Genomic DNA, 16,742 nt, shown 5'->3' on the forward strand with positions numbered 1-16,742 from the left:
CCGGCGCCTATCGGCCGGCCCCAATGGTTGCCCCGTCGCCGAACACCGACACCGAGAAGTCGATGAAGGCGCGCACCTTGGCCGCCAGCGGCCGGCCCGCGGGATAGATCGCGTAGATCCCCACATCCGGCTTGCGGAACTCGACCAGGATCTCCTCCAGCCGTCCCGCGCGCACGGCATCCCCGATGATGAACGCCGGCATCTGCACCACCCCGAGGCCCTGTTCGGCCGCCGCGGCAAGGGCGGTGCCGTTGTTGGACATCAGGCGCGGCTTGAACTTGTGGCGGATCTGGCCGGACGGTCCCTCGAACGCCCAGAGGCCGCCGCCGTTCAGGTAGCTGTAACCGAGACAGTCGTGGGCCGACAGATCGGCCGGTGTCTGCGGTCGGCCGCGCCGCGCGAGATAGGACGGGGCTGCGGCGGTCAGGCTGCGCACCGAGCCCAGGCGGCGGGCCATCATGCTGGAATCCTCCAGCTCGCCGATCCGCAGGGCGACGTCGTACCCCTCTTCCACCAGGTCGACCCGGCGGTCGTTCAGCACCAGGTCGATGGACAGATCGGGACAGCCGGCGAGGAACCGGGCGAGTTCCGGGGCCAGTTCGGTCTGACCGAAGGAGACGCCGGCGCTCACCCGCAGCAGCCCGGAGGGGGTGTCCCGCTGGGCGCCGACCTCCGCCTCGGCCGCCTCGAACTCGGCGATCGCCCGGCGGCTGTGCTCCAGCACCCGTTCCCCGGCCTCCGTCAGGCTGATCCGCCGGGTGGTCCGGTTGAGCAACCGGGTGCCGAACCGGTCTTCCAGGCGGGAGACCTGCTTGGAAACCGCGGATTTCGAGATGCCCAGACTCTCCGCCGCCCGCGAGAAGCCTCCGGATTCCGCCACGCGGGCGAAAACCGCCATGGCCGTCAGATGATCGATCATGAATGCCTCATTATCCCCAGAAGGAAACAATACGTTGCCATATATCCTATTTTATATCCCTCCGGAGAACACCAGATATGACGTCAACGGATCAACAAGCGCCGGCCGTGCCACAGAGATGGCAGGCGGTGCGAAGGAGAGATGAATGACCAAGGTTCTGGTGCTGTATTATTCGAGCTACGGCCATATCGAGACCATGGCTGGCGCCGTCGCCAAGGGTGCAGGCAGCGTGCTCGGCGTCGAGGTGACGGTGAAGCGCGTGCCGGAACTGATGCCCGAGGACGTGGCCAAGAAGGCCGGCGTCAAGCTCGACCAGGATGCGCCGATCGCCACGCCGGACGAGCTCGCCGACTACGACGCCATCATCTTCGGCACGCCGACCCGCTTCGGCAACATGGCGGCGCAGATGCGCAACTTCCTCGATCAGACCGGCGGCCTGTGGGCCAACGGCAAGCTGATCGGCAAGGTCGGCAGCGTGTTCGTCTCCACCGCCACCGGCGGCGGCAACGAGACCACCGCCACCACCTTCCACACCACCCTGCTGCACCACGGCATGGTGATCGTCGGTCTGCCCTACTCAGCCAAGGAGCTGCTGAATATCGAGGAGTTCCGGGGCGGGTCGCCCTATGGTGCCGGCACAATCGCCGGTTCGGACGGCAGCCGCCAGCCGTCGGCCACAGAGCTGGCCCTGGCGGAATTCCAGGGCGCCCATGTCGCGAAGATCGCGGCGGGCGTCAGCGCCGGGCTGAAGAGCTAGAGAACGATCGGTTCAGATCGAATCGATCTGAACCGTGAATCGTCCTCTAACCTATTTAAAATAGAGCAAATTCACACGATCGGATGTTTCCATCTGATCGTGATTTGCTCTAGGCGTAATCCCGCGCCGCGCTGGAGACAGGCGGCGCATCACCCGCGCCGTGCTGTCTCAGGCGGTGTGACGTCAGGAGGCGACCATGATCGACGTGCGTCCATTCGATTCCCTCGGCAAGTTCCGGATCGACTGGCTGAATGCCAGCCATCACTTCAGCTTCGGCCATTACGTCGACCCCAAGCGCATGGGCTTCGGCGCCCTGCGCGTGTGGAACGACGACACGATCGAGCCGGGCACCGGGTTCGATCCGCATCCGCACCGAGACATGGAGATCATCACCTATGTCCGCAAAGGGGCGATCACCCACCAGGACCGCCTGGGCAACCAGGGTCGGACCGAGGCCGGCGACGTGCAGGTGATGTCGGCCGGAACCGGCATCGTCCACGCCGAGTACAACGAGGAGCCGGACCAGACCCAGATCTTCCAGATCTGGATCGAGCCCTCGGGGCGCGGCTTGGAGCCGCGCTGGGATGCCCGCCAGTTCCCGAAGGGCGACCGGTCGGGCGATCTGGTGGTGCTGGCCTCGGGCCGCGCCCAGGACGCCGGGAACGACGCGCTCAGCATCAACCAGGATGCCGCCGTGCTCGGCGCGACGGTCAAGGCCGGGCAGAGCGTGACCCACACGCTGGCCAAGGGCCGCAAGGCCTATCTGGTTGCCGCGGCGGGCGCCATCGAGGTGAACGGGGTGGCGGCCCAGGCCCGCGACGGTGTCGCCATCGCCGACGTGGAGACCGTGGAGATCACGGCCACCGAGGATGCCGAGGTCGTTCTGGTGGACGTGCCCTGAGCCTTGCCTGCCACTGACCTGACGACGACGGGGCGGCTGTGCCGCCCCGTTTGCGTTGCGCCGTCAGCCCGGCGTTGGGCGCGGACCGTCCTCGGCGGCCATCCGCATCCAGGTGGAGACGATGATCCCGGCATCCTCGGAGGCGAAGCGCAGGCGCGTCCCCCCGCCCTCGTGACCGAGGACTTCGCCATCGAGGCTCATGCCGGTGGCCGGGTCGCGCACGGTGACCACTGCCCCCAGCGGCGCGGCCACCGCCGGCAGCACCCGCACCCCGCCGGCGGACACGTTGTCGACCCGGCAGTCCGACGCCACCCCGTCGACGATGATTTCAAGGCCCGAACTGACCGGATAGCGCTCGTTTCGACGGCGATCGCCCTCGCCAGGCGTTGATTTCGAAAGCTTTCCACGTATCCATGTGACAATCGACATCTTACCCTCCAACATCACATGGTACCGTCGGACCGCGTTGCGCGCGATGCGTGATCCGTGGATTACGCGGTGCACCATTGTTGTTCGTCCACCGACGGTTCTGATAAGTGTTCGAATGATAAGCCGGTTTGGCGATATTTTACCGGCATTTTAGGGGGCTTGATGTCGACGGAGGCGATCGACACAGAGGGATATAGCGCCGAGGACAAGGATGCGCTGCACATCCTCCCCCTCGCGATCATCCCTCTTCACACCCCGGGCATGCGCCGCACCCGGCTTGTGAAGAACGCCCGGCTGGACACGGTGGTGGAGCTGTTCAAGGACAACCGGGCCGGCTCCGGGCAGATCGACATCCGCGCGCTCGGCGATTATTTCGATACCTCCGCGCCGAGTTTCGAGGAAGACCGCACCATCGTCGAGGTGCTGTCCCAGGAACCCAGCTTCGACGTCTATTCCCTGCGCCTGGCGCTGCGGTCCCACAACATCAAGGTCGACGAGGCCCAGCACCTGCGTCTGTCGCCGCAGACCCAGGAGAAACTGACCGAATATATGCGGGTCTTCACCCGGCCGCTGATCCAGAAGGTTTTCGGCAGCGATACCAAGGACGTATCCTCGGCCACGGAGATCTTCGAGATGTTCCGCGGCGTCGACCGGGACGTGGCGCTGAAGCGGATCCGGTCGATCTCCGACGCCCTCGGCATCGAGGTCGACCAGATCCCCGGCTTCCTGGAGGATTACGGCGACATCTTCCTGTCGCTCTCATACTTCAAGCGCACCCTGGAAGAGATCCGGCCGACCTTCGAGCGGTTCAAGGCCTGGACCGACGAGGGCATCCGCAACTCCCATCTGCGGCACAACAAGGACGCGATGCGCTATACCGAGATCGTCGATGCCCAGATGGAGGAGGCGATCGCTTTCACCATGCTGCGCTTCAAGGCCTTCGACGAGGCCAGCGCGGAGTTCTGGAAGGATCTGTCGGAATACCGCTACGCCCACCTTCGCAGACTCGTCACCAGCAACCACCGCACCATCGGCGGCATCCTCTGCGCCCTGTCGGTCAAGATGATCCGCTGGCAGGAGGACTTCCCCGGCGAGAGCGGCAGCCCGAACAAACGCGCCGACTGGCTGCTGGCCGAAATGGTCCCCGGCCTCGACAAGATCCGCCACATCCAGCGCACCGCCCCCACAGTCACCCCAATCTGACCCTCCCCTCCGCCGGAGCCCCGACCATGCGCATTCTCGGTGACACCGCCTCGGGCAACTGCCTGAAGGTCAAATACGCGGCTGACCATCTCGGGCTCCCCTACGCCTGGACCGATATCGACATCCTGAAGGGCGAGAGCCGGACGCCGGAGTTCCTAGCCCTCCACCCCATGGGCCAGGTTCCCGTCATCGTGCTCGACGACGGCCGTGCGCTCGGCCAGTCCAACGCCATCCTGCAGTACCTCGCCGAGGGCACCGCGCTGCTGCCGTCCGACGCCTATGACCGCGCGAGGGTCGCGGAATGGCTGTTCTGGGAGCAGTACAGCCATGAGCCCTACATCGCCGTCTGCCGCTTCCACATGGTCTACAGGGGCCAGCCGAAGGAGACCCGCGAGGCCTGGCGGGTCGAGCGCGGCGAGGCCGCCCTAGATGCCATGGACAGGGCGCTGACCGGCCGCGACTTCCTGATCGGCGCGGACCTGACCATCGCCGACATCGCGCTGCTGGCCTATACGCGGCTTGCCGGGGAGGGTGGGTTCGACCTCGGCGCAAGACCGGCGGTTGGAAACTGGATCGCGCGGTGCGAGGGTGTGCTGAAACTCGATTGACCGGACACTGCCAGATGCCTGCATCGCCCCTTGCCGCCGTCGACCTGCGCGACGTCTCCCATAGTTTCGGCACGCTCGGTGTGCTCGGCCCGCTCGGGCTGAGCGTGGCGCGCGGCGAGTTCGTCGCCCTGGTGGGGCCGTCCGGCTGCGGCAAGTCCACGCTGCTCCGTCTGGTCGCCGGGCTGGTCGCCCCGACCGGCGGCGGTATCGTCGTCGACGGGACGCCGGTGACCGGCCCCGATCCCAAGCGCGGCATGGTGTTCCAGCAGCCGGCGCTGTTCCCCTGGCTCGATATCGCCGCCAATGTCCGCTTCGGCCTGGACGAGCAGGGCGTGCCGAAGGCCGAGGGCAACCGGCGGGCGGCCGATTGGCTGGCCGCCGTCGACATCGCCGATTTCGCCAAGGCCCTGCCGGCCACCCTGTCCGGCGGCATGGCCCAGCGCGCCGCCCTGGCCCGCGCACTGGCGCCGGAGCCGGACCTGCTGCTGCTGGACGAGCCGTTCGGCGCGCTCGACAGCCTGACCCGGCGCGACATGCAGGCCCTGCTGGAGCGGGTGCGGCAGCGCACCTCGGCGACGGTGATCCTGGTGACCCACGACGTGGAGGAGGCGCTGTTCCTGGCCGACCGGGTGGTGGTGCTGTCGCCGCGTCCGGGCCGGGTGGTGGCCGAGGTGGCGGTGCCCTTCGACCACCCGCGCGACGACGCCCTGCGTCTGTCGCCCGCCTTCATGGAGGCGCGCGGCGCGGTGGAGGCGGCCCTGGCGGCGAGCCGGCCGTCCGCGTCCCAGACGGATGTCAGCCGACGAGAGTCGGAACTCCTGCCCGGATGACGTCCACGCAGGGATTGAAGCCGACCCGGTAGGCCAGCTCGGCCGGTTCCTCGATGTCCCAGATCACGAAATCGGCGGCCTTGCCCACCTCCAGGGTACCCCGCCGGTCGCCGAGACCGAGGGCCCGGGCCGCGTTGCGGGTCACCCCGGCCAGCGCCTCGACCGGTGTCAGCCCGAACAGCACGCAGCCCATGTTCATCGTCGTCAGCAGCGACGTCACCGGCGATGAGCCGGGGTTGCTGTCGGTGGCCAGCGCGATCGGCACCCCGGCATCGCGCAGCCGAGCCACCGGCGGCGCCTGGGTCTCGCCCAGCATGTAGAACGCACCCGGCAGCAGCACCGCGACGGTTCCGGCCCCGGCCATCGCCCGCACGCCGGCCGGCGACAGGTACTCCAGATGGTCGGCCGAGAGCGCGCCGTATGCCGCGGCCAGTTCGGCGCCGCCCGTGTCGCTGAGCTGCTCGGCATGCAGCTTGACCGGCAGGTTGAACAGCTTCGCCGCCTCGTAGACCCGCTCGACCTGCTCGGGCGAGAAGGCGATCGTCTCGCAGAAGGCGTCGACCTGGTCGACCAGCCCCTGCTCCACCGCGCCGGGCAGCACCTCGTCGCAGACGAAGTCGATATAGCCGTCGGCATCGCCCTCGAACTCGGGCGGCACCGCATGGGCCCCGAGGAAGGTGGTGATCACCTCGACCGGCGCCTCGCGCTCGATGGCCCGGGCGACGCGCAGCATCTTCAGCTCGGTGTCGAGGTCGAGACCGTATCCCGACTTGATCTCGACCACGGTCACCCCCTCGGCGATCAGCGGCGCCAGCCGCCGCAGGGCCGAGCGCAGGAGCTCCGCCTCGCTGGCCGCACGGGTCGAGGCGACCGTGGCGCGGATGCCGCCGCCGGCACGGGAGATATCGGCGTAGCTGACGCCCGAGAGCCGCTTCTCGAACTCGCCGGCCCGCTGGCCGCCATAGACCAGGTGCGTGTGGCAGTCGATCAGCGCCGGCGTGACCCAGTTCTGTTCGCCCTGGTGCAGCACGGCGGCGAGCTTCTCCACCGGTCCCGGCAGCTCGCCGCGCGGACCGATCCAGGCGATGCGCCCGTCCTTGACGCCGATCGCCGCGTCCTCGATCCGCCCGTACGCGCCCGGCGTCGCGCAGGTGGCGATATCAATGTCGATCCAGAGCGCGTCCCACATCTTCCAGCCCCCACCGTCGACAGTCCGGTGAGCCTAAGTCGCCCGCCATCGGCCTGCCAAGGCTTGTGATGACGGCATGTCGACGCCAGGATGCGGCCCGTTCCCTCCGCAACAAGGAATACCCCATGGCGACGCCCGAATTCATCGATGCCGACACCCTGGCCGCCTGGCTGGCCGACGGTTCCGTCGACCTGATCGACGTGCGCGAAGAGGCGGAGTTCGCCCAGGCGCGCATCCCCGGCTCCCGGCTGATTCCCCTGTCCGGATTCGATCCGGACGCGGTCGAGCTGCCTGCCGACAAGAAGGTCGTGTTCCACTGCAAGAGCGGCGTGCGCTGCGGCCATGCGGCCGACCGGATGATCGCCAACGGCAGCGACCGCCAGTTCTACCGGCTGCAGGGCGGCATCCTGGGCTGGGTCCAGTCCGGCCATACGGTCGAGCCCGGCGCCTGACCGAAAACACCCGAGCTAAGGCCCTCAAATAAATAAACCTTTCAAGACCGGGCGTATGGGTGTAGGGATATTTCGTCGCCCCCCGTCATTCACGGTGGGGCGCGATCTCGTTTGAGCCGGCGGAAACCATCGCCAGAAACGGTCGTCGGCCCAGTCGGACTTCAGTCCTCCACGGATCGGGCGCCTGATGCATCATCTTTCTGCCCCTCGCCGAGCTGTCGGTGATCGAGTTCCCGGTACCGGGGGCGGGCGGATCGATGGGGCCGCGACGGAGCACCCCCGATACAGATGGCGGGTCCGGGCGATGACCGGGCGTATCCTCCTGTTTCTGGCGCTTGCCGCCGGACTGCTCGGCGACATGCCCGCCCGCGCGCAGCAGGATCTGGTCGCCGATCTCAGCGATCACCTGGTCGCCATCACCACCGGCTTCACCGGAGCCGACGTCCTGCTGTTCGGCGCGGTGGAGGGCGAGGGCGAGATCGTCGTCACGGTCACCGGCCCGCGCACCGACGTCACCGTGCGCCGCCAGGAGCGTGTCGCCGGGGTCTGGGCCAACGTGGAAGCGGTAACCTTCGCCAATACGCCCTCCTTCTACGCGGTCGCGTCCACCGAGCCGCTGGAGAACGTCGCGAGCGCCGACATCCGCCAGCGCCAGGAAATCGGGATCGAGAACCTGTTTCTTCGGCCCGAGGATCCGGAGATCGATCCGGGCACGGCGGCGATCTTCCGGGCCGGCCTGATCCGCAACAAGCAGGCCGTCGGCCTGTACGCCGGCGAGGTCCTGCCGATCACCGTGCTGTCCAACCGGCTGTTCCGCACCCGCATCCATCTGCCGGCGAATGTGGTGACCGGCACCTATACGGTCGCCGTCTATTTCCTGCGCGACGGATCCGCCGTCCACGCCCAGACCACGCCGCTGGTGGTCTCCAAGACCGGCATCGGGGCCGATATTTTCCTGTTCGCCCACGGCAACTCCGCCGCCTATGGTGTCCTGGCGATCATCATCGCCATTGCTGCGGGTTGGCTCGCGGCATGGATCGGTCGTAAGGTCGGGTGAGCGATCAGGCTCGTGGGGTCAGGGTCGAGCGGACATGAGCGAGACGTCGGACGACAGTCAACGTGTATTCCTCGTCGTCGTTGACGACAGCGAGGAGCTGAATGTGGCGCTGCGCTTCGCGTGCCAGCGCGCCCGTCACACCGGCGGCCGTCTGGCGCTGTTCCGCAGCGTCGAGCCCGTGGAGTTCCAGCACTGGATGGGCGTGGGCGAACTGATGCGCGAGGAGGCGCGGCAGGAGGCCGAGACGCTGCTCGAGCGGGTCAGCCAGCAGGTCATCGACCTCTCCGGATCGATCCCGGTCGTTTATATCCGCGAGGGGACCGCCCGCGACGAACTGCTGAAGCTGATCGAGGAGGAGCCGACGATCTCCATTCTCGTGCTAGCGGCGGCTCCAAAATCCGACAATCCCGGTCCCCTGGTCAGTCACCTGATGACCAAGGCGGCCTCGCGCCTGCGGATACCGATCACGATCGTTCCGGGCTCCCTCACCGACGCCGAGATCGACGCGCTGACCTGAGCGGCGGGCCGCACCGTCCACAGCCACGGGCAGGCCCGTCGGGATATACATCGGATGCGGGCAGGGCCGGCCGGCGGCGGGCATTTGGGCACCGGGCCACAGCTTGACCGGCCGTGCCGCGGACTGCGATGCTCCGGTGCCATACTTTCCCAGCCCGGATGAGGCAATGTTTTCAAATCCCCTGGAGACCGTGAGCGAGGTCGTAGAAACCTCGCCGGCCGTCTCCGATTCAGTCGCCTACACGACCTGCTACATGTGCGCCTGCCGGTGCGGGATCAAGGTTCACCTCAAGGACGGCAAGATCCGTTACATCGAGGGCAACCGAAACCACCCGGTGAACAAGGGCGTGCTCTGCGCCAAGGGGTCCGCCGGGATCATGCAGCACTACTCGCCGGCGCGGCTGACCAAGCCGCTGAAGCGGGTCGGCCCGCGCGGATCGGGCGAGTTCCAGGAGATCGAGTGGGAGGAAGCGCTGTCCACCGCCGCCCAATGGCTGGGCGATGTGCGCAAAACCGATCCGCGGAAACTCGCCTTCTTCACCGGGCGCGACCAGTCGCAGTCGCTGACCGGTTGGTGGGCGAGCCAGTTCGGCACTCCGAACCACGCCGCCCATGGCGGGTTCTGTTCGGTCAACATGGCGGCGGCCGGCTTATATACGATCGGCGGCTCGTTCTGGGAGTTCGGCGAGCCGGACTGGGAGCACACCGAATACTTCATGATGTTCGGCGTCGCCGAGGACCATGACAGCAACCCGATCAAGATGGGCCTCGGCACGATCAAGACCCGGGGCGCCAAGTTCGTCTCGGTCAATCCGGTCAAGACCGGCTATTCCGCCATCGCCGACGAGTGGGTCGGCATCCGGCCGGGCACCGACGGCCTGTTCGTCATGGCGCTGATGCACGAGCTGCTGAAGGCGCGCCGCGTCGATCTCGACTATCTGGTGCGCTACACCAACGCGCCCTGGCTGGTGATCCAGGATCCGGGTGCCGCCGATCACGGCCTGTTCGCCCGCGATGCCGAGGGCGCGCCGCTGTGCTTCGACAAGAAGGCTGGCGCGCTGGCCAACGCCATGACCGCCGAGGTCGCCCCGGCCCTGGTCGGGGAGCACACCCTGGCCGACGGCCGCAAGGCGGTGCCGGCGTTCCAGCTTCTCTACGACCGCTACACCGCCGACGAGTACGCCCCCGACGCGGTGGCCGAGCGCTGCGGCCTCGACGCCGACCGCATCCGGCGCATCGCCGCCGAGCTGGCCCACGCCGCCTTCGAGAAGGAGGTGGTGATCGACCAGCCCTGGACCGACTGGGCCGGACGGCGCCACGAGAAGATGATCGGCCGTCCGGTGGCGATGCACGCCATGCGCGGCATCTCCGCCCATTCCAACGGCTTCCACACCTGCCGCGCGCTGCACCTGCTGCAGTTGCTGCTCGGCTCGATCGATGCGCCGGGCGGCTTCCGCTACAAGCCGCCCTTCCCGCGTCCGGTGCCGCCGCCGCTGAAGCCCGCGGGCAAGGCAGGCCAGATCGAACCCGGCAAGCCGATGGCGGGCCCGCCGCTCGGCTTCCCGACCTCGCCGGAAGATCTGCTGGTGGAGGCCGACGGCACGCCGCGCCGAATCGACAAGGCCTATTCCTGGGACGCGCCGGTCGCCGCCCACGGCATGATGCATATGGTGATCCAGAACGCCTGGGCCGGCGATCCGTACCCGATCGACGTGCTGTTCATGTACATGGCGAACATGAGCTGGAACTCGTCGATGAACTCGGCCGGCACCATGAAGATGCTGACCGACAAGGACCCCGAGACCGGCGAGTACAAGATCCCGAAGATCATCTACTCCGACGCCTATGCCTCTGAGATGGTGTCCTATGCCGACCTGATCCTGCCGGACACCACGTATCTGGAGCGCTGGGACTGCATCTCCCTGCTCGACCGGCCGATCTGCGATGCCGACGGGGCGGCGGACTCGATCCGCCAACCGGTGGTGCAGCCGGATCGCGACGTGCGGCCGTTCCAGGACGCGCTGATCGAGATCGGCGTGCGCCTCGGCCTGCCCGGCCTGACCAAGGATGACGGCACGGCGAAATATCCCGGCGGCTATCCGGACTACCTGGCCAACCACGAGCGCGCGCCCGGCGTGGGTCCGCTCGCCGGCTTCCGCGGGGTCGACGGCACCAAGGAAGGCAAGGGCGAGCCGAACCCGGACCAGCTCCAGCGCTATGTCGACAATCAGTGCTTCTGGCGTCACGAGTTCGCGCCGTCGGAGCGCTACTTCAAGCACGCCAACAAGGAGTATCTGGAGAAGGCGGTGTCGCTCGGCCTGATCGGGGCGGCGAACCCGATCATCCACCAGATCTACTCCGAGCCGCTGCAGACCTTCCGCCTCGCCGCCGAGGGCCATGGCCCCGTGGTGCCGCCGGAACACCACCGCGAGCGGGTGAAGACCTATTTCGATCCCCTGCCGTTTTGGTACGCGCCGTTCGAGGGCGAGATGCTGGACGAACAGGACAGCTTCCCGATGCACGCCATCACCCAGCGCCCGGCCGCCATGTATCACTCCTGGGGCTCGATGAACGCCTGGCTGCGGCAGATCCACGGCCTGAACCGGCTGTACATGAGCCGGCAGCGGGCCACCGAGATGGGCATCGGCGAGGACGACTGGGTCCATGTGACCTCCCACCACGGCCGCATCAAGGCGCAGGTCCAGCTCATGGAAGGCGTGAACCCGGACACCGTTTGGACCTGGAACGCCATCGGCAAGCTCAAGGGTGCCTGGGGCCTCGACCCCAAGGCACCGGAGGCCAATAAGGGCTTCCTGCTGAACCACCTGATCTCCGAGCTGCTGCCGCCCAAGGGAGGCGGATACCGCTACGCCAACGCCGACCCGGTCACCGGCCAGGCCGCCTGGTATGACCTGCGGGTCCGCATCGAGCGGGCCGAGGCCGACGCGCCGGGTAGCGAGGCCGAGCCGCGCTTCGCCCCGCTGCCCAAACCGCCGGGCGGCAAAGCGGGTCCCGGCACCCTGCGCTACGGCGCCAAGATCAAAGGGGAGGCCGCGGAATGACCTCGCTTCCCACCAAAGCGCCGACGAAGAAGCTCGGCCTCGTCATCGACCTGGACATCTGTGTGGGCTGTCATGCCTGCGCGGTGAACTGCAAGGAATGGAACTCGGGCGGACACTCCGCGCCGATGACCGACTGGAACGCCTATTCCGGCACCGAGAGCGAGGACGGCGACGATGCCGGCGCCTGGGGCGTGTGGTTCAACCGGGTCCACACCTACGAGGTCGGCGACGCCCCGGAGAGCCGCACCGTCCACTTCCCGCGCTCCTGCCTGCACTGCGAGGAGCCGGCCTGCGTCACCGTCTGCCCGACGGGAGCGAGCTACAAGCGCGAGGAGGACGGTATCGTCCTCGTCAACCCGGACACCTGCATCGGCTGCAAGCTGTGCTCCTGGGCCTGTCCGTACGGCGCGCGCGAGTACGACTACACCGACGGGGTGATGAAGAAATGCACCCTGTGCATCGACAAGATCTACAACGAGAATCTGGAAGAGGTTGATCGGGTGCCGGCCTGTGTCTCGACCTGCCCTGCCAGCGCGCGTCATTTCGGCGATCTCGGCGATCCCGGCAGTGCGGTCTCCAAGCTCGTGTCCGAGCGCGGCGGCTACGACCTGATGCCGGAGATGGGCTACAAGCCGACCAACAAGTACCTGCCGCCGCGTCCGCGCAAGACCAACGCCGGCGACACCGGCGCGCCGACGAAGCTGGAGGCGCTGGCCGCCGAGGCCGCCGACGCCGTGCCGTCCAACGCCGGAGGCAACGGCTTCCTGGCGTGGGTCGACGCCATGCTGTCGCGCTGAGGGAGGGACCAGAGATGCATCCCGCTTCCTCCGTCATCTTCTTCACCACCGCGTCCGGTGCCGGCTACGGCCTGCTGTTCCTGATGGGCCTCGCCGGTGCCGCCGGTCTGATGCCCGCCGGGCTGTGGTCCGGGCTGGTCGGCTTCGCCCTCGCCTTCGGACTGATCACCGCCGGCCTGCTCGCCTCCACCTTCCATCTCGGCCACCCCGAGCGGGCCTGGCGGGCGATGTCCCAGTGGCGCTCCTCCTGGCTGTCGCGCGAGGGCATGGCTTCGATCGTGACCTACCTGCCGGCCGGCATCTACGCGCTCGGCTGGGTCCTCGCCGGCGAGGCCCGCGGGTTCTGGGGCGTGTTCGGCATCCTGGCCAGCGCCGGCGCGGTCGTCACCGTTGTGTGCACCGGCATGATCTACGCCTCGCTGCGGACGATCCGCCAGTGGCACCACCCGCTGGTGCTGCCCGGCTACCTGCTGTTCTCGCTCTATACCGGCGGGCTGTGGATGACGGTACTGGTCTGTGCCTTCGGCGGCGACGTCACGTTTCTAATCTGGACGACCATCGTCGCCGGCGCGGCCGCGGCGGCAGTGAAATGGACCTACTGGTCGAAGATCGACACCGACGCCCCAGTCACCACGGCGGGCACGGCCACCGGTCTCGGTCATCTCGGGAAAGTCCGGATGCTGGACGGCCCCTCCACCTCGAAGAACTTCGTCATGCGCGAGATGGGCTACCGGGTCGCCCGCAAGCACGTCCACAAGCTGCGGATGATCGCCGCCGTCGCAGGCCTGGTGGTTCCCTTCGCCCTGCTGATGGTGGCGGGGATCATGGGGACGGCCGGCGGCTGGATCCCGGCCCTGCTGGCCGCCCTGTGCGGCTCGCTCGGGGTGGTCGTGGAACGCTGGCTGTTCTTCGCCCAGGCGACCCACGTGGTGACGACCTACTACGGTGCGGAAGCGGCTTAGGGCACCTCCTTCCACAACATCCTCACGTCTTCCCGGCCTTGCGCCGGGACCGAGGGCGCGGTCTGCTGGAGCGCCGAAGAACGATCGCCGGCGCTCCTACGCCCGGATGGCTGCGTCCCGGCGCGAGGCCGGGAAGACGCTCATTTGCGTTCAGGGCGTATCCCTCACCCCGCGGCCGGGGTCGGCTTCGGATCGTCCCCGCCGGTCTCCTCCTCCGGCTCCCAGCGCGGATCGAGCTCGGCGGCCATCGGCGTGGTCCGGGAGACCGAGACCCACGGCCCCTGCTCCTCCACCGGCAGGGCGGTGCGCTGCACCATCCGCCAGACGGTGAACAGGGCGAGCAACCCGGCGGTCAGCGCGCCGAAGCCATAATAGCCCCAGTTGCCGACCCACTGCATCGCCGAGGTGGCGGCGATCGGCCCGGCGACCGCGCCGATGCCGAAGGCCAGCAGCAACCCGGCGCTCGCCGCCACCAGGTCGGTCGACTCCACGTAGTCGTTGGTATGGGCGATGGCGAGCGAATACACGGTCATGCACAGTCCGCCATAGAGCCCGGCCATGGTCACAAAGACCCAGAAGCCGGGGAACGGCAGGAAGGCAAGCAGCAGCCCGAGCACCGCGGACAGCATCAGGGTTCCCGCGATCACCGTGCGCCGGTCCATCAGGTCGGACATCTTGCCCACCGGCCACTGCATGACCAACCCGCCCCCCAGCACGGCGGAGACGAAGATCGCCACCTCCGGCACCGAGAAGCCGATCGCCGTGGCATAGACCGAGGACGCGCCGAACAGCGCACCGCTCAGGATGCCGCTGCCGAAGCTGGCGACCATGCCCAGCGGCGAGATCCGGTAGAGCTGGCGGAAGCTCAACGCCGAGCGGGTGACCGAGGACGACGCCGCCGAGCGCGACAGGGTCAGCGGCACCAGGGCCAGGCTGAACAGGATCGACACCAGCGCATAGAGGATGAAGCTCGACGGCGGCGCCAAGTTCAGCAGGAACTGGGCACCGGTCATCGCCAGGTACTGGGCCACCATGTATATCGAGAGCAGCGAGCCGCGCTGGTTGTTGCTGGCGGCCCCGTTGAGCCAGGATTCCGCGACCATGTAGGCACCGGCCACGCAGACCCCGTAGATCACCCGCAGGATGAACCAGTACCAGGGGTCAACATAGAAGGCGTGGGAGATGGACGCTGCCGACATGATCGACACCAGGGCGGCGAAGGTGCGCACATGCCCGACCTGCTCGATGATCCGCGGCACGGCGAGACAGCCCAGCACCATGCCGACGAAATATCCCGACATCACGAGACCGGCGACCTGGGAGTTGATCTCCGGCTCCATCCCGAGCCGCACGCCCAGCAATGACGAGAACATCCCGTTGGCCATCTGCAGCAGGACCACGCTGAGCAGCAGGGCGACCACGGCGGGGGAGAGGGCGGGCATGGGCGTGGCCTTTCCGGGATGGACCGCGCCGTAAGTCGGGGCGCGGGTCGGGTCTGGCAGGGCGGCCGAGCTCGACCGGCAGTGGGGCGCCTGTGTTCCAGACGTCTGAGGAGGTCTCTCAGCCGCGCGTCAGAGTCAATGCTCCGGTACGGGTAGCATGGGATTATGACAGACGCTCTCTCAGGAGCGACAGATCCGGCGAAATCGGGAGGGTTTAGGAGCAACGCTTGCCGTCTTCCGTCCGCCGCGCTATGTCGCCGCCATGCGCTGGAGATCTCCCCTCGCCGGCCTGGCGATCATCGCCGGGCTAGTGCTTTACGTCGTCGCCGTGGTCACGCTCGCCGAATTCGTGCCGGACCATGTGCTGGCCGAGACGCTCTACTACGTCGTGACCGGAATCGTCTGGATCTGGCCTGCGGTCTCCGTCATCGGCTGGGCACGTAAGGATGACGGTTCTCAGCAAGGCTGAGAATTTCTTCTTGTCCCCTACCGGCACTCGCATACAACGAAAAAATCGGGAACAATCCCCGGACCGCCATCGCCGCATGGCCTCCGGAGGACCCCGCCGATGCCGCGCCTCTTCTGTCTTCTGTGGGCCGTGCTGGCCCTGGCCGGCTGCGTCACGCCGGTCATGCGCAATGCCGACACGATGGAGCCGCAGCGCATGCTGTCCGGCAGCGTGATGGACCGGGAAGCCTGCACCGCCGCCGACAAGGCCTGGGCCGGCGCCGGGACGGTCTGGGTTGCCCTCGATCCCGACTGGGACCCGCAGGATGGGACCTGTATCCGCTATGTCCTGGCCGGGCTCGACAGCGCCGCCAATCCGATCGTGTCGGTACATTTCCACGGCGATGTGATGTGGCAGTACCTGGATGGCCGCAGCGGCTGGTTCAGCGGCTACGAAACCCTCACGCCCGGGACCCTGAAGGCCTTCGCAATACGCGAGAACCAGACGTATGGCCTGCCCTATCTCCGGGTCTCCCGCCCCGGGACCTATGGGTCCTCCGGCTTTCACAAGCAGCGTCGGCGGCAGCGAGAAGCCGACATCCTCGACGCCGCCCTGGATATCCTGAAGGCCCGTTACCGGATCGACCGGTTGGCCGTCAGCGGCCAGTCGGGCGGCGGGCATGTGGTCGCCTCCCTGCTGACCCGGCGCGACGATATCGACTGCGCGGTGATCACCTCAGGCGTCGTGTCCGTCGCCCAGCGCGCCCGCCATCACGGTTGGGATCGGGACATCACCGGATACCGGGACTACTTCGACCCGATCGAGCACGTGTCCGAGATCCTGCCCGACCCGCGCCGCCGCATCGTCGTGGTCGGCGATCCGCGCGACCGCAACACGCCGTTCTTCACCCAGCAGGACTATGCACAGGCGGTGGCGGCCGCCGGCCATGAGGTGGCCCTGATCCGTGCCGAGGGCGCGGGCAAATCATTCCACGGCCTCGGTCTGACCGGGTTCAAGGTGGTGCAGTGGTGCGTGGACGGGGTGTCGTCGACCGAGATCCAGGCGCGGTTGCCGATCCCGCCGGAGGATTGAGGGCGGATTTCCGCTCCTTCCTGCCACTCCATGCACTCCCCGGATTAAATACAGGGAGAGCGGAGGGCGGTCAGAGGA

Annotated in this window: 17 protein-coding genes; 13 read left to right on the plus strand and 4 right to left on the minus strand. The window is 67.7% G+C overall.

Going from position 1 to position 16,742, the window contains the following annotated elements; translation table 11 throughout:
* Window positions 1-7: 7 nt before the first annotated feature.
* Window positions 8-919: a LysR family transcriptional regulator gene (locus tag BLS34_RS03335; RefSeq protein ID WP_245701906.1), complete on the minus strand. Its 912-nt coding sequence runs from the start codon at window positions 917-919 to the stop codon at window positions 8-10.
* A 145-nt stretch (window positions 920-1,064) separates the two neighbouring features.
* Here BLS34_RS03335 and wrbA point away from each other — a divergent pair, with 145 nt between their 5' ends.
* On the plus strand, window positions 1,065-1,676 hold the full coding sequence (gene wrbA, locus BLS34_RS03340) for an NAD(P)H:quinone oxidoreductase (RefSeq protein ID WP_093148186.1): 612 nt from the start codon (window positions 1,065-1,067) through the stop codon (window positions 1,674-1,676).
* A 196-nt stretch (window positions 1,677-1,872) separates the two neighbouring features.
* The gene (locus BLS34_RS03345; RefSeq protein ID WP_093148189.1) at window positions 1,873-2,577 is read left to right on the plus strand and encodes a pirin family protein; all 705 of its coding nucleotides are present in this window, start codon (window positions 1,873-1,875) and stop codon (window positions 2,575-2,577) included.
* 63 nt (window positions 2,578-2,640) lie between these two features.
* On the opposite strand, the gene BLS34_RS03350 is transcribed toward BLS34_RS03345, so the two are convergent.
* The gene (locus BLS34_RS03350) at window positions 2,641-3,006 is read right to left on the minus strand and encodes a PilZ domain-containing protein (RefSeq protein ID WP_169400843.1); all 366 of its coding nucleotides are present in this window, start codon (window positions 3,004-3,006) and stop codon (window positions 2,641-2,643) included.
* A gap of 162 nt (window positions 3,007-3,168) precedes the next feature.
* Here BLS34_RS03350 and BLS34_RS03355 point away from each other — a divergent pair, with 162 nt between their 5' ends.
* Genes BLS34_RS03355 through BLS34_RS03365 form a run of 3 tightly spaced genes read left to right on the plus strand, consistent with a single transcriptional unit; the run spans window position 3,169 to window position 5,647 of the window.
* Window positions 3,169-4,209: a hypothetical protein gene (locus BLS34_RS03355; RefSeq protein WP_051244442.1), complete on the plus strand. Its 1,041-nt coding sequence runs from the start codon at window positions 3,169-3,171 to the stop codon at window positions 4,207-4,209.
* A gap of 26 nt (window positions 4,210-4,235) precedes the next feature.
* On the plus strand, window positions 4,236-4,817 hold the full coding sequence (locus tag BLS34_RS03360; protein WP_093148192.1) for a glutathione S-transferase family protein: 582 nt from the start codon (window positions 4,236-4,238) through the stop codon (window positions 4,815-4,817).
* 14 nt (window positions 4,818-4,831) lie between these two features.
* A complete protein-coding gene (locus BLS34_RS03365) occupies window positions 4,832-5,647 on the plus strand; it encodes an ABC transporter ATP-binding protein (RefSeq protein ID WP_093148194.1) in 816 nt (271 codons plus the stop codon).
* Here BLS34_RS03365 and hutI read toward each other — a convergent pair.
* Window positions 5,613-6,836, minus strand: a complete 1,224-nt coding sequence (gene hutI / locus BLS34_RS03370) for an imidazolonepropionase (protein ID WP_093148195.1) — start codon at window positions 6,834-6,836, stop codon at window positions 5,613-5,615. The two genes, BLS34_RS03365 and hutI, sit on opposite strands and share 35 nt — an antisense overlap.
* 125 nt (window positions 6,837-6,961) lie before the next feature.
* Here hutI and BLS34_RS03375 point away from each other — a divergent pair, with 125 nt between their 5' ends.
* The 6 genes from BLS34_RS03375 (at window position 6,962) to BLS34_RS03400 (ending at window position 13,682) form a co-directional block, all read left to right on the plus strand.
* Window positions 6,962-7,288, plus strand: a complete 327-nt coding sequence (locus tag BLS34_RS03375; RefSeq protein WP_028793985.1) for a rhodanese-like domain-containing protein — start codon at window positions 6,962-6,964, stop codon at window positions 7,286-7,288.
* 304 nt (window positions 7,289-7,592) lie between these two features.
* Complete coding sequence (locus BLS34_RS03380; RefSeq protein WP_028793984.1) at window positions 7,593-8,345, plus strand: TIGR02186 family protein; 753 nt, start codon at window positions 7,593-7,595, stop codon at window positions 8,343-8,345.
* A gap of 34 nt (window positions 8,346-8,379) precedes the next feature.
* Window positions 8,380-8,862: a universal stress protein gene (locus BLS34_RS03385; protein ID WP_028793983.1), complete on the plus strand. Its 483-nt coding sequence runs from the start codon at window positions 8,380-8,382 to the stop codon at window positions 8,860-8,862.
* A 166-nt stretch (window positions 8,863-9,028) separates the two neighbouring features.
* The gene (locus BLS34_RS03390; protein WP_093148198.1) at window positions 9,029-11,923 is read left to right on the plus strand and encodes a molybdopterin oxidoreductase family protein; all 2,895 of its coding nucleotides are present in this window, start codon (window positions 9,029-9,031) and stop codon (window positions 11,921-11,923) included.
* Window positions 11,920-12,720: a 4Fe-4S dicluster domain-containing protein gene (locus tag BLS34_RS03395; protein WP_028793981.1), complete on the plus strand. Its 801-nt coding sequence runs from the start codon at window positions 11,920-11,922 to the stop codon at window positions 12,718-12,720. The genes BLS34_RS03390 and BLS34_RS03395 overlap by 4 nt, the downstream gene beginning before the upstream one ends.
* A gap of 14 nt (window positions 12,721-12,734) precedes the next feature.
* Window positions 12,735-13,682, plus strand: a complete 948-nt coding sequence (locus tag BLS34_RS03400; RefSeq protein WP_093148199.1) for a dimethyl sulfoxide reductase anchor subunit family protein — start codon at window positions 12,735-12,737, stop codon at window positions 13,680-13,682.
* Window positions 13,683-13,846: 164 nt separating this feature from the next.
* Here the strand turns inward: BLS34_RS03400 and BLS34_RS03405 are convergent, their stop codons facing one another.
* Window positions 13,847-15,124 (minus strand): MFS transporter, encoded by a 1,278-nt coding sequence (locus BLS34_RS03405; protein ID WP_028793979.1) that lies wholly within the window; start codon window positions 15,122-15,124, stop codon window positions 13,847-13,849.
* 262 nt (window positions 15,125-15,386) lie between these two features.
* Between BLS34_RS03405 and BLS34_RS03410 the strand changes: the two genes are divergently transcribed.
* Together BLS34_RS03410 and BLS34_RS03415 are read left to right on the plus strand one after the other, a co-directional pair.
* Window positions 15,387-15,593: a DUF2842 domain-containing protein gene (locus BLS34_RS03410; RefSeq protein ID WP_093148201.1), complete on the plus strand. Its 207-nt coding sequence runs from the start codon at window positions 15,387-15,389 to the stop codon at window positions 15,591-15,593.
* A gap of 99 nt (window positions 15,594-15,692) precedes the next feature.
* Window positions 15,693-16,664: an alpha/beta hydrolase family protein gene (locus BLS34_RS03415; protein WP_093148203.1), complete on the plus strand. Its 972-nt coding sequence runs from the start codon at window positions 15,693-15,695 to the stop codon at window positions 16,662-16,664.
* The last annotated feature ends 78 nt before the right edge of the window (window positions 16,665-16,742 follow it).

It is taken from the genome of Thalassobaculum litoreum DSM 18839 (assembly GCF_900102465.1).
Taxonomy (GTDB): domain Bacteria; phylum Pseudomonadota; class Alphaproteobacteria; order Thalassobaculales; family Thalassobaculaceae; genus Thalassobaculum; species Thalassobaculum litoreum.